This is a genomic window from Cohaesibacter haloalkalitolerans (genome assembly GCF_003574655.1).
GTDB lineage: Bacteria > Pseudomonadota > Alphaproteobacteria > Rhizobiales > Cohaesibacteraceae > Cohaesibacter > Cohaesibacter haloalkalitolerans.
The window spans coordinates 427820-440971 of the sequence record NZ_QNUM01000003.1; the positions used below are offsets into that span (position 1 = coordinate 427820).

A 13152-nucleotide genomic window follows, 5' to 3' on the forward strand; every position below is an offset into this window, starting at 1 on the left:
CGATTTCTCTCCCGCGGGAAAACACTTCGGCCCGGGGCAACATGATCAGGAATATTTGAAAAGCTTGAAGGTAATGGAATCCAACAAGGCCTGGAAGGAAGCGTCGACAATATTCTCAGAAACGCCGACTGTAAACCACCTGTGCCCGGCTCCATCCCGACTTTCTATCAGAACGCGGGTTATAGCATCCGTACCACCATTGAGGATACGCACCTTGTAGTCCACCAGCTCAAGGTCGTCGATCTTGCCCTGAAGCCGGCCCAGATCCTTGCGCAGCGCCAGATCGAGCGCGTTGACAGGGCCGGTCGCCTCGGCCACCGACATCAGCTTCTCGCCATCAAGCCAGATCTTGACCACAGCTTCGGACAGGGTCACCAGCTCGCCATTGGCATTGTGCCGCCGCTCGACCATGACGCGGAAACTGTCGATCTTGAAATATTCAGGCACGCTGCCCAGATGGCGGCGCGCCAACAGCTCCAGCGATGCGCTCGCCCCTTCATAGGCATAGCCATGCGCTTCCCGCTCCTTGACCATGGAGAGAAGATCGACCAGTCTCGGGTCGGATTTCTCCACATGCAGACCCATGCGCTTCAACTCGTCGATCAGGTTGGACATGCCCGCCTGATTGGACACCAGCACCTTGCGATGGTTGCCCACCAGTTCCGGGTCGACATGTTCATAGGTCTGCGGATCCTTGAGGATGGCCGAAGCATGAATGCCAGCCTTGGTCGCAAAGGCGCTGGCCCCGACATAGGGCTGGTGCCGGTCGGGGGCCTTGTTCAGCAGTTCGTCAAAACTCCGCGAAATGCTCGTCAGCTCGGCCAACTTCTCGTCAGAAACCCCGATCTCGAACTTGTCGGCATATTCCTTCTTGAGCTTGAGGGTCGGAATCAGCGTGATCAGATTGGCGTTGCCACACCGCTCGCCAATGCCATTGAGGGTGCCTTGAATCTGGCGCACCCCGGCTCGGACTGCACTCAGCGTGTTGGCAATCGCCTGTTCGGTATCATTATGGGCATGAATGCCGACATGCGTGCCCGGAACATGGGTCAGCACATCGCTGACAATGTCGAAGATCTCGTGCGGCAACGTACCGCCGTTGGTGTCACAAAGCACAACCCAGCGAGCCCCGGCCTCATAGGCTGTGGTGACGCAGGAAAGCGCATAGGCACGGTTGGCCTTGTAACCATCAAAGAAATGCTCGCAGTCGACCAGAGCTTCCTTGCCAGCCGCATTGGCGGCCCTGACAGAATCCGTAATGCCTTCGAGATTTTCCTCGTTGGTGCAGCCAAGCGCCACATCGACATGATAGTCCCAGGATTTGGCGACATAGCAGATCGCGTCCGACGCCGCATTGATGAGAGCCTGAACGCCCGGATCATTCTCCACCGACCGCCCCGCCCGCTTGGTCATGCCGAACGCCGTGAAGGTGGCCTTCTTCGTGCGCTTTTCCGTAAAGAAAGCATCATCGGTCGGATTGGCACCGGGATAGCCGCCCTCGACATAGTCCACGCCCAGATCATCCAGAATGCCAGCAATGAGAATCTTGTCTTCTACGCTGAAATCGAGGCCGTTGGTCTGCGCACCGTCGCGCAAGGTGGTATCGAACAGATAAAGACGTTCCTTGGTCATGTGTCTGGTCCTGAAGTGATAGGGTCTGGTCAGGGGCACGCGGGGTGCCCGGTCTAAAAAAGCGGGGCTCATCAAGCCCCGCCATGCATTCTTCAGCCTTCAAGACTCCATGTCGTCTCGAATGAGCCGGTTTCCTTGTTCTTGCTGTCCTTGAGAACAACACCCATGGCGGACAATTGATCACGCAACTCGTCGGACTTGGCGAAGTCCTTGTTGTTGCGCGCGGCAAGCCGTTCATCAACAAGCGCCTGAATGGCTGCCTCGTCAACTTCACCAGCGCCTGCCGGGCGCCAGTCAGCCCAGGCCTTCGGATCCTGCGCCAATACCCCGATCAGCTGCTGCAACGATGCCTTGAGGGTAGCGGCTGCCAGCTTGTCACCCTGCGCCGCCTTGCCGCGCAAGCCATGCAACTCGGCAATGGCTTTCGGGGTATTGAGATCATCCGCCAGCGCCGCCACGACAGCTGCATCCGGCTCGGAAGCCTCGACATCGGCCGTCAGCGCATACCACTGATCCAGCATCCGCTTTGCTTCCTTCACACCATCGGCCGTCCAGTTGAACGGTTTGGTATAATGGGTCGTCAGCAGCGCAAGCCGGATGGCCTCGCCCGGATATTTATCGATAAGGTCATGCACGGTGGTGAAGTTGCCAAGAGACTTGGACATCTTCTCGCCCTCGACCTGAACAAAGCCATTGTGCATCCAGACCTTTGCCATCGCCTCGTTGCCATGGGCGCAGCGGGACTGGGCGATCTCGTTCTCATGATGCGGGAAGGTAAGGTCGATACCGCCGCCGTGGATGTCGAAGACCTCGCCCAGATGCTTCTCGCTCATGGCCGAGCATTCGATGTGCCAGCCCGGGCGCCCCTCGCCCCAAGGGCTCGGCCAGCGCGGCTCGCCTTCCTTGGAGGGCTTCCACAGCACGAAATCCATCGGGTTGCGCTTGTAGGGCGCCACCTCAACACGGGCACCGGCAATCATGTCGTCCACCGAACGACCGGACAACTGGCCATATTCGGCCATACTGTCCACCGCGAACAGCACATGGCCTTCGGCAGCATAGGCGTGACCCTTCTCGATCAGGGTCCCGATCATCCGCAGCATATCCTCGATATGCTCGGTCGCCCGCGGCTCGATAGTCGGACGCAAGGCCCCGAGCGCATCCATATCCGCATGATAGAGCGCCGTGGTCTCGTCGGTGAGTTCGCGAATGGAAATGCCGCGCTCAGCCGCCCGGGCATTGATCTTGTCATCCACGTCGGTGATGTTGCGCACATAGGTCACATGCTCGGCACCATAGACATTGCGCAGAAGCCGGAACAGCATGTCGAAGACAACCACCGGGCGGGCGTTGCCGATGTGGGCCGTGTCATAGACTGTCGGCCCGCAGACATACATGCGAACATTGTCGGGATCGAGGGGCTCAAAGGCCTCTTTCCGTTTGGTGAGCGTATTATACAGCATCAACTGAACTTGTTCAGCATGTCCGGTCATTGACCCATTCCCAATTCTACTGCCGCCTGTAGCGGCCAACCAAAACAAAACATCAGGCAACCTTTCAGCAGAAAGGCCCCAAACCGTCGCGCAACCGCACATTTGCCGTTGGCCGGAAATCGTTTCATGTTTTCAAGGGATGAGCGAAACGGCTCCAGCCAGCAAAGGTGCTAGTGGATAATAATCGAACCAATAATGCAGCAGTTGGTAGGACGATCCGTTTTCATGCCGCCACAATGGCCAAATTGCCCTGCCACGTCAACTGCTCATTTGCCAAATTGCCGCGAAATTCAGAGCGACTTTCCGACACAACCCCTAAACCAAACCCTGCCCCCCGCATAAGCCTCCCACCCGCCCAGATCAGCGCCGAAAGAGGACAAAGCAGATGCCGGGGGATGGCCATTCATGAACATGAATTCAAGATGAACACCCACCTCAGCATTCGTTCACGTCTCACGCCGTAGCATGGCCTTACAGAACAGATCCGCCAGTAGCGGGCCGGTCAACCGACCGCCGCCAGCAAGAGGCGGGCTCTAAAGGGATACGGCAAAGAACCCATCCCAAGGCTTTATGCCTTAACCAGTCGCACCCAATCTTTGCCGCATGGAGGCTCCTGACATTCTATGTCAGGAGCTTTTCCATTTCCGGGCCGGAGCAACTCCCGCGTCCCTTCAAGGCGTATCCTTGTGCGGCCCTGCTCTTGTCAAATCTACCCAACACCAATTGCCAATTTGGAGAAATTTCAAATTTTCGCCGGAAAGAGCATTTATGACGTGTGAAAATACTTCACTCTGGGCTGACAATCGGTATAGTGCGAGGCCAAACCCTCCGGCATGTGGAGCCGTTTCCTGCCGTGAGTTCGCGATCATGTGCGCTTGGGCTGACAATTCATGGCGTCAGGATTTTAGGCACCTGGCTTATATAAACTGGCAAAAGAAAATGAATATACAAAAACTAGAACAGAATTCCGAAGAAGCCGCGAATTTTCTGAAACTCCTGGCATCCGGCCCCCGCCTGCTCATCCTCTGTCAACTTATCGAAGGCGAGCAGAATGTCGGCACGCTGGCCGAAAAGACCGGCCTGCGCATGACCACGGTTTCCCAGCATATGGCCCTGATGCGTGCCCAGAGCATCGTTTCCACGCGCCGCGATGGCACGACGATCTACTATTCCCTCGCCAGCCCTGTGGTTGAAGAAGTGCTCGCCGTGTTGCACAAAAGCTTCTGCGGAGCCTAATCCCAAGAGGCACCATGGTTGCACGTTCCTGCGCAAAAGCCCCTCAACCGCTCGTTCCTGCACCACTCGTCCATGACGTGCCTTTCACGGATCCCGCAAACCTGCTTGACGCATTGAAGAGCCAGCCATTTCTGGCTTTTCTGGATAGCGCAGCCCCAACCCCGCATCTGGGGCGCTATTCCTTCCTGACCTTTGCGCCGTTTGCCCTGTTCAGCGCCCGGGGTGGCCGCGCCTTCTGGAACGGGGAAGCCCTTCCCGAAGCTCCTTTCATTGCCCTTGAAAAGAAACGAACCCAGTTCGCGATGGCCTCGGCCGGGAGCGATCTACCGCCTTTTCAGGGAGGTGCCCTTGGCTATTTCTCCTATGAGGCAGGACGCCTTTTGGAAAAGTTGCCGCTGACCTCCCGCGAAGACCCGAACGCCCGGGACATCCTGCTGCCATTCTACGACCTCGTGCTGGCTGTCGATCATTTCCCGACGAATGGCTCAGCGCCAAGTGCCCGTGTCTTCTCCTCCGGCTGGCCGCATCAAGGCGCAGACAGGGAGCACCATGCCCGCGAGCGCCTCTCGTGGTTCTGCGACCGGCTGGAAGAGGCAAGCCGCTTTCAGGCTGAGAGGTCGATGCGCCCATCATCCCCCAGTCACATCCGGGGCTGGCGCTCCGATGTCAGCCGCACCGCGTTTGAAGGCTCCATCGAGCGAACCCGCCATTACATCCGTCAGGGAGACATCTTTCAGGCCAACATAACCCAGCGCTTTTCAGCTCCCGTACCTCAAGCCGACCGGTCAAGCCCGCTTGCCTATTATCACGCCATGCGCAAGCACAACGCCGCCCCCTTTGCCGCCTATCTTGACTGTGGCGATCATGTCATCGCCTCAAGCTCACCGGAACGCTTCATCATCCTGAGCGAGACCGGAGATGTCGAGACGCGCCCGATCAAGGGCACCGCACCACGCGATCTTACCGATCCAGCGAGAGACAAAGCCCTTGCCGATGCCCTTGCCGCGAGCGAGAAGGACCGGGCCGAGAATGTCATGATCACCGACCTGATGCGCAACGACCTCTCCCGCGTCTGCCAACCGGGCAGCATCAAGGTGCCCCAGTTGTGCGGGCTGGAAAGCTATGCGCGGGTGCATCATCTGGTCTCGACCGTCACCGGCAGGCTGCAAGAGCCAAACGGCGCCGTCGCTCTGCTCAGTGCCACCCTGCCCGGCGGCTCCATCACCGGCGCACCGAAAATCCGCGCCATGGAGATCATCACCGAGTTGGAGGACCTGCCGCGCGGCGTCTATTGTGGAGCCATCGGCTACATCGGCTTTGACGGCGCCATGGACACCAACATCGCCATCCGCACAGTGACCTTCAGGGATGGCATGGCCCATTTCAACGTCGGCGGCGGCATAACCATCCTCTCCAACCCGGCGGAGGAATATGAGGAGTGTCTGCACAAGGCCTCGGCCCTGTTCCGCGCCTTTGGCACCACGCTCGAAGCCGAACGGCAGACGCTGGAACAAGGCCCACAGCCCGACGCGGAAGAGCAGCCATGATCCTCATCCTCGACAATTACGATTCCTTCGTCTTCAACCTCGCCCGTTACTGCGAGGAATTGGGCGAACAGGTCACCGTCTACCGCAACGATGCGCTTGAGGTGGCCGACATAGCCCGCCTCGACCCTGACATCATTCTCTTGTCGCCCGGCCCCGGCAGGCCGGAGGATGCAGGCATCATGATCGACGTCATCCGCCATTTCTCGGGCCATATCCCCATTCTCGGCATCTGCCTTGGCCATCAGGCCATTGGCCATGCCTTCGGGGCCGATGTCGTCCTTGCCAGCCATCCCATGCATGGCCGGTCGAGCCACATCAGCCACGGGGGCACCGGCGTTTTCGAGGCGATAGAAACGCCGCTGCAGGTGGGCCGCTACCATTCGCTGGTGCTCGACCCGGCGACCATCCCCACCGCGTTACGGGTCACCGCCCTCTCCGAGGAAAAGGAAATCATGGCCATCGAGCATGCCACACACCCAACGGTCGGGCTGCAGTTTCATCCGGAATCGATCCTCACTGATCGGGGGCACGATCTCATCAGCAATTTTCTGCGCTTGGGCCGCATGAGCACCACCCGTGCCGGAGGGCAAGACCGATGAAAGCTGCGATCCTCAACGGCACCCTTTATCAGGGCGACGCCTGCGACAGCCTCACCCTGTCTGCGTCTGATCGCGGCTTCCTGCTTGGCGATGGTCTGTTTGAAACCCTGCCTGTCCTCAATGGTCAGCCGCTCTGGTGGTCCGATCACAAAGACCGCCTGACCCGAAGCGCCCGGATGATCGACCTGCCGCTGAATATGGAGCTGCTGGACCAGATGGTCGTGCGCCTCAGTGCAGTATCCGATGGGCAAAGCGCCATCCTGCGCATCGCCGTTTCGCGCGGCGCTGGCGGGCGCGGTCTGCTGCCGCCCGACACGCCCAAGCCGACCCTTCTGGCAACGCTCGTCCCATTGCCCGCTGGCCTTGCCTTTGCGGATGTGACCCTCGCCACCAGCACCATCCGGCGCAATGAACACTCAGTCACGGCCCGCATCAAGAGCTGCAACTATCTCGACAATATCCTCGCCGCCCGCGAGGCAGAAAAAGCCGGCGTAGGCGACGCCCTGCTGCTCAACACTGCCGGCAATGTCGCTTGCACGACCATCGGCAATCTCTTTGCCCTTGAGGGCAACAGGCTGACGACACCACCTCTTGCCGATGGCGTCCTGCCCGGCATTCTGCGCAGCCAGTTGCTGGCGCTTGCCAACCGGTGGGGATTCGAATGCCGTGAGGCCTCGATCGACCTTCAGACATTAAAAAAGGCTGATGGCCTCCTGATGACCAACAGCCTTCGTTTCATCCGGCGGGTGACCGAGCTGGACGGTCATCGCTTCACAAGCCCCCCCGATGACGAGATTGCCCGCTTGCAATCGAGCCTCAGACAGCATGTGGCGACGATAACGGGCACAGCCCCCTGATCCACGACAGTCTTGCGGCTATTTCAGCCAATCCTCACAGCGCGGCGCTTCCTGTGTTCCCCACGGCATGATGGGCACTGTCGAGGTCGAGTTTTTCGGGCTACCCTCGATCAGCTTGTCGGAATAGCTCAGATAGACCAGCACGTTCCGTTTCTTGTCGCAGCCACGCACGATCCGCATCTTCTTGAAAAACAGCGACCGGCGCTGTTCGAACATCTCGTCACCCTGCTCGAACTTGTCCTTGAAGGAGATCGGACCGACCTGCCGACATGCCAGAGAAATGTCGGAAACTTCCTCGGCAACCCCAAGCATCCCGGAAACCCCGCCCTTTTCCGGCACGGTGTAATGGCAGGCAACCCCGTTGACCAGAGGATCATCAATGGCATAGGTCGCCAGTTTGTGATCCGGCGTCAGAAGCTTCCAGACGGTGGATTTCTTGAAAATCAGTTCCGGATCATCGGAGGCAAATGCCGCCGGAACACCCAAGGCAACGGCAAGCGCGACACCCATCAATTTGCGAAGCATGACAAAATCCTGTTTGTTGAATCAGTTCGTGACCATTGCAGCCAGCTCATTCGAAAGCCTCGCACAGGCACAGCAACCTCTGCGTGACATTGTGCCTGATATAAGGTCAAAGACGGGAAAAATCGAGATGCAGCCCAGCTATGCAACCTAAATTGCCCCGCTCTTGCTTGCCATTGATAGGCATATACGGTAGAAAACCGGCGAATTATTCGAATTTATACGTATTTCGAAGCGCCCTTTGGCCCTTCTGACCAATCCCCACTAGGATGCCTCCATGACCACACAGACCACCGCCAAGGATGGCCTGCGCGAGCGATCGTTTTCTGACTTTTCCGCCAGCCAGCTAAAAACCGACACCCTTTCGGGCCTGACCGTGGCCCTTGCCCTCGTCCCGGAAGCTGTTGCCTTTGCCTTTGTGGCTCAGGTTCACCCGCTCGTCGGCCTCTATGCAGCCTTCATGGTTGGCCTCATCACCGCTGTTTTCGGCGGAAGGCCCGGCATGATTTCCGGCGCGACCGGCGCTCTCGCCGTGGTGATGGTCAGCCTTGTGGTAACCCATGGCGTTGAATATCTGTTTGCCACCGTCATTCTGATGGGCATTTTCCAGATTCTGGCAGGCATCCTGCGCTGGGGCAAGTTCATCCGCATGGTGCCTCATCCGGTGATGCTCGGCTTCGTCAATGGTCTCGCCATCGTCATCGGGCTGGCACAGCTGAGCCAGTTCAAGGTGAAGGATGCCTCGGGTGCCATGACTTGGATGACAGGCACGCCGCTATACATCATGCTTGGTCTGGTTGGCGTGACCATGGCCATCATCTGGCTCGCCCCCAAGCTCACCAAGGCCGTTCCGGCGCCGCTTCTGGCCATTCTTGCCGTCTCCTTGCTGGTGATCGGACTTGATCTCGATATCCCGCGCGTTGGCGACATGGCACGGATTGCCGGTGGCCTGCCGGATTTCCACATCCCGATGGTGCCACTAACACTGGATACGCTGCAAGTCATCGTACCCTATGCGGCCATTCTGGCTGCCGTCGGGCTGATTGAAAGCCTGTTGACCCTTAATCTCGTTTCCGAAATGACCGATACCCATGGCGGCGCCTCCAAGGAATGCATCGCACAGGGCACGGCCAATGTCGTCACCGGCTTCTTCGGCGGCATGGGTGGCTGCGCCATGATCGGCCAGTCGATGATCAACGTGAAATCCGGCGGTCGCACCCGCTGGTCCGGCATTTCTGCAGCTCTGTTCCTGCTCGCCTTCATCCTGTTTGCCTCCGGCCTCATCGAACAGATCCCGCTGGCCGCTCTGGTCGGCGTGATGTTCATGGTCGTTATCGGCACCTTCGCCTGGCGCAGCCTGCAGATCATGACCCGCATTCCGCGCCATGACGCCTTTGTCATCGTGCTGGTCACCGCTGTGACCGTTTATTCCGACCTCGCAGTCGCAGTGATCGTCGGCGTAATCGTCTCGGCGCTGGTGTTTGCCTGGCAGGCCGCCAAGCGCATCGACGTGCGCGTCGGCACCGAAGAGCATGGCTGGAAGGTCTATGAACTGCGCGGCCCGCTGTTCTTTGGCTCCATCGCCAGCTTCAATGAACAGTTCGATCCGAAGTCCGATCCCGATGACGTGGTAATCGAGTTCCTGGGCGCCCGTGTCTGGGACCACTCGGCCCTGCAGGCCATTGACACCCTCGCTTCGAAATATGAAGAGCAGGGCAAGAAGCTGCACCTGCGCCATCTTTCGACGGACTGCAAGGAGCTGTTGCAGAAGGCAGATAAGTTCATCGAGGTTTCGGTGATCGAGGATCCCCATTACGAAGTGGCCGTCGACTATGCCGAACTGTTCGGCAAGAAGCAGGCCGCCCAGACCAGCTAAAGCCGATCAAAGCGCCCCCCCTGCGAACCAATCAGCAAAAAGAAAACCCCGAAAGCCTTTGAAAGCTGTCGGGGTTTAGTTTGTCCCGCCCTGCAACCGGGGCAGACCCTCAGGCCAGATCGCGATAGGCTCCGCCGTAATAGATGAGCGGTTCGCCATCTTTCACCGCGATGTCGACCACACGGCCCAACAGGATGACATGATCGCCCGCATCAATGATCTGTTCGGTCGTGCAGTCGATCTGCACCAAAGCGCCGTCGATCATCGGGGCTCCCGTTTTGCGCGCCTGCCATCCGGTTTGCTCAAAGCGATCCTCGGCGATCATCGCAAACAGGTTTGAGGTCTCTTCCTGCTCACAGCTCAGAATGCTGACACCATAAAAACCACTGGTCTTGAAGCCATCAAGCTGAAGGGAACTCTTGTCGAGTGACCAGAGCACCAGCGGCGGATCAAGCGACACCGAATTGAAACTGTTGACTGTCAGCCCCAGCGGTTCACCATCCTTGCCAAGTGTTGTAACGACGGCAATCCCGGTGGCAAAACGGCCAAGGGCCTGGCGAAACTCTGTTGCTTCAATCATCGAACATTCCAAACACTAAAGCCCCCGGCCGAAGCGGTTGGACCGCCTGCCAGAAGGCTGACTTCACAAGATTTTTCCGGTCTCTTACCGTAGTTTTCCATAACAGGACAAGAGAAATCGGCCCAAAACCGCCACTCTTTGGTCTTGGATTTCCGGCTTTCCTGCACAAAAGACAAATTCGGCGCAATTTTTCCTTCCTTTTCATGGCCCGTCGAAGGACAGGACAGAAAAATTGACTATAATTTCGCCTCATTCGGAGGTGATTCTGAAGCAGAATTGGCTGCAGGCACACCTCGGGTTTGCCTGTTTCCGGCCGGTTGGCTACCTTGAGCGCAAGCCCCCTTTGATAGATCAGTAAAATAAACGGATTCGGGACCTGACAATGAAAAGGCGTATAAGTCTAGCCGGTTTGCTTTTCACGGCACTCTTCACCGCGCAACCGGTCACGGCCCAAACCTCATGGTCTCCCAACGACCAGATGTGCGCCCAGCTTGAGGGCGATCTGGCGCGCCTGCAGCGAGGCAACAGCTCCACTTCCTCGCGCAATTTCGAGAAATATGACGCCGCTGTCCACAAGCAGCAGGCCGAACTCGACACCGCCATGCTGCGCTCCAAGAGAGATGCTTGCGATGGCGGCCAGTTCTTCCTTTTCCGCAAGACGCCAAAAGCATCCTGCCCGGCGCTGCAAAAGCGCATCCAAGAAATGCAGCGCAATCTGGCAGCGCTGGAACGCAAGCGAGCCCAGTTCGCTCCGGCCACCGGCAACAATGACCAGATGAAGGCCCAGATCCTGCAGCAGTTGGCTCAGGCCCGCTGTGGTGAGCAATATGAGCGCTTTGCCCAGCCCGTGCGCCAGCAGCGCCGGGGGCTGTTCGGCTCCCTGTTCGGAGGCAACGATTCCGTTCGCGAATATAACCTCAAGCAATATGACATGCCGCAGATCGGCACATTCCGCACGGTCTGTGTCCGCTCTTGCGATGGCTTCTTCTTCCCGGTCAGCTTCTCGACCACGGAAAGCGGCTTTGCCCGCGACGCGCAGGTCTGTCAGTCGAGCTGTCCCGGCACCGACGCCGAGCTCTACGTCTACCACAATCCCGGCGAGACCTCGGACGAGATGGTCTCCCTTTCCGGTCGTCCCTATCAATCTCTGGAAACAGCCTATCTTTACAAGAAGGAGTTTGTACCGGGATGCTCCTGTCAACGACCGACAAGCCAGCTTGCAACGCTTGGCAACAGCGGCAACGCCCAGCGCCCATCGGCGGATGTAAACCTGCTGCCCAATAGCCCGAGACGAACCGAAACCGCACCAAGCATTCCCCTGCCTCTGCCCAAGCAGACAGCAATGATCGACCCGGACACCCAGGATCTGGCGCGCTATTCGATGAAATTCGAGCCCTATCAGCCACCGGAAGTCAGTGCGGTCACCAATTCTGTCCGCACTGCTGATGGCCGCTCGATCAGGATAGTCGGTCCAAAGTTCTTTGGTAACCAATGAACGGCAGGAAAGCCGCCAGTTCCGGACCATGTGAATAGCCCGTAAGCGCCACGCGCAGCGGCATGAACAGGGATTTGCCCTTGCGGCCCGTCTCTGTCTTGAGCGCGGTTGTCCATGTCTTCCAGGTCATGGCGTCCCACGGCTCCTGAGGCAACAGCGCGATCGCCTTGGCGTAGAAATCGGCATCCTCCGGATCACGAGCAACCGCATCGCTCGGCAGTCCCTCATGGGCGACATGCCACCATGCCTTGACTTCCGGCAGGCGTTCGATATTGCCCCGCACCGCGTGCCAGAAGGGTTCACCCCCGGCAACGCCCATCGCCTTGAGCCGATCCTCGACACTCGCAAAATCGGTCTCGTGCAAGATGCGGGCATTGAGATGGCCAAGATCTGCCATATCGAATTTCGAAGCGGATCGGGACACCTTGTCGAGCGCAAACAGCTCGGCCAGTGCCTCCATATCGGCAAGCGGCTGGACCGGATCGGATGTGCCGTTGAGCACGGCAAAGATTGCCACCGCCAGAGGTTCATATCCCTCTTCACGCATGGTCCGGATGGAAAGCGACCCGAGACGCTTCGAAAGCCCCTCGCCGCTGGCATTGATGATCAGGTTGTGATGGGCAAACTTCGGGCTTTTGCCCGAGAGCAATTCGAACAGCTGGATCTGAACCGCCGTGTTGGTCACGTGGTCATCACCACGAATGACATAGGTAACCCCCATGTCGATGTCATCAATCACCGACGGCAGGGTGTAGAGATAGGTTCCATCTTCGCGGACAAGAACCGGATCGGACACGCTGTCGCACTCGATGCTCTGCTCGCCACGGATACCATCCTCCCAGCGGATGGTCTTCTGGTCCAAGAGGAAGCGCCAATGCGGCTTGCGTCCCTCGGCTTCATAGGCGCCAATTTCCTCGGCGGTCAGATTGAGGCCAGTGCGATCATAAACCGGTGGCAACCCGCGCGCCCTGAGGCGCTTGCGCTTGCGGTCCAATTCATCCGGCGTTTCATAGCAGGCATAGAGACGCCCCATCTGCCTCAAGCGATCGGCGACCGTATCATAGAGCCCCATGCGCTCGGACTGGCGCTCGACCCGGTCCGGCTTGATCCCGAGCCAGGCGAGATCCTCGGCGATATTGTCTGCATATTCCCTGCGGGAGCGTTCCTGATCCGTATCGTCATAGCGCAGAATGAATTGCCCGTCCGTCTTCATGGCCACCAGCCAGTTGATCAGCGCCGGGCGCGCGTTGCCAATATGGATATTCCCCGTTGGAGAGGGTGCAAAACGAACGATCTCAGCCATCAGGCAGACTTC

11 protein-coding genes are annotated in these 13152 nt (G+C 58.5%); 6 read left to right on the top strand and 5 right to left on the bottom strand.

Annotated elements, in window-relative coordinates; translation table 11 throughout:
* Window positions 1-45: 45 nt before the first annotated feature.
* Together cimA and cysS are read right to left on the bottom strand one after the other, a co-directional pair.
* Window positions 46-1632 (bottom strand): citramalate synthase, encoded by a 1587-nt coding sequence (gene cimA / locus DSL70_RS09420; protein WP_119307645.1) that lies wholly within the window; start codon window positions 1630-1632, stop codon window positions 46-48.
* 92 nt (window positions 1633-1724) lie between these two features.
* The gene (gene cysS / locus DSL70_RS09425; RefSeq protein ID WP_119307646.1) at window positions 1725-3125 is read right to left on the bottom strand and encodes a cysteine--tRNA ligase; all 1401 of its coding nucleotides are present in this window, start codon (window positions 3123-3125) and stop codon (window positions 1725-1727) included.
* Between the two features lie 939 nt (window positions 3126-4064).
* Here cysS and DSL70_RS09430 point away from each other — a divergent pair.
* Genes DSL70_RS09430 through DSL70_RS09445 form a run of 4 tightly spaced genes read left to right on the top strand, consistent with a single transcriptional unit; the run spans window position 4065 to window position 7364 of the window.
* Window positions 4065-4361 carry an ArsR/SmtB family transcription factor gene (locus tag DSL70_RS09430; protein WP_119307647.1) on the top strand — a complete coding sequence of 99 codons (297 nt, stop codon included), beginning with the start codon at window positions 4065-4067 and terminating at the stop codon, window positions 4359-4361.
* A 14-nt stretch (window positions 4362-4375) separates the two neighbouring features.
* On the top strand, window positions 4376-5908 hold the full coding sequence (gene pabB / locus DSL70_RS09435) for an aminodeoxychorismate synthase component I (protein ID WP_119307648.1): 1533 nt from the start codon (window positions 4376-4378) through the stop codon (window positions 5906-5908).
* On the top strand, window positions 5905-6507 hold the full coding sequence (locus tag DSL70_RS09440) for an anthranilate synthase component II (RefSeq protein ID WP_119307649.1): 603 nt from the start codon (window positions 5905-5907) through the stop codon (window positions 6505-6507). The genes pabB and DSL70_RS09440 overlap by 4 nt, the downstream gene beginning before the upstream one ends.
* Window positions 6504-7364 carry an aminotransferase class IV gene (locus DSL70_RS09445; protein ID WP_119307650.1) on the top strand — a complete coding sequence of 287 codons (861 nt, stop codon included), beginning with the start codon at window positions 6504-6506 and terminating at the stop codon, window positions 7362-7364. Before DSL70_RS09440 ends, DSL70_RS09445 begins: the two co-directional genes overlap by 4 nt.
* Window positions 7365-7382: 18 nt before the next feature.
* On the opposite strand, the gene DSL70_RS09450 is transcribed toward DSL70_RS09445, so the two are convergent.
* Window positions 7383-7889, bottom strand: a complete 507-nt coding sequence (locus DSL70_RS09450) for a CreA family protein (RefSeq protein WP_119307651.1) — start codon at window positions 7887-7889, stop codon at window positions 7383-7385.
* 274 nt (window positions 7890-8163) lie between these two features.
* Between DSL70_RS09450 and DSL70_RS09455 the strand changes: the two genes are divergently transcribed.
* Window positions 8164-9762 carry a SulP family inorganic anion transporter gene (locus DSL70_RS09455; protein ID WP_119307652.1) on the top strand — a complete coding sequence of 533 codons (1599 nt, stop codon included), beginning with the start codon at window positions 8164-8166 and terminating at the stop codon, window positions 9760-9762.
* A 109-nt stretch (window positions 9763-9871) separates the two neighbouring features.
* On the opposite strand, the gene DSL70_RS09460 is transcribed toward DSL70_RS09455, so the two are convergent.
* The gene (locus DSL70_RS09460) at window positions 9872-10342 is read right to left on the bottom strand and encodes a flavin reductase family protein (protein ID WP_119307653.1); all 471 of its coding nucleotides are present in this window, start codon (window positions 10340-10342) and stop codon (window positions 9872-9874) included.
* A gap of 382 nt (window positions 10343-10724) precedes the next feature.
* On the opposite strand from DSL70_RS09460, the gene DSL70_RS09465 reads away from it, so the two are divergent.
* Window positions 10725-11837, top strand: a complete 1113-nt coding sequence (locus DSL70_RS09465; RefSeq protein ID WP_119307654.1) for a DUF2865 domain-containing protein — start codon at window positions 10725-10727, stop codon at window positions 11835-11837.
* On the opposite strand, the gene gltX is transcribed toward DSL70_RS09465, so the two are convergent.
* Window positions 11800-13140 carry a glutamate--tRNA ligase gene (gene gltX / locus DSL70_RS09470; protein ID WP_119307655.1) on the bottom strand — a complete coding sequence of 447 codons (1341 nt, stop codon included), beginning with the start codon at window positions 13138-13140 and terminating at the stop codon, window positions 11800-11802. The genes DSL70_RS09465 and gltX overlap by 38 nt on opposite strands.
* Window positions 13141-13152 lie beyond the last annotated feature (12 nt).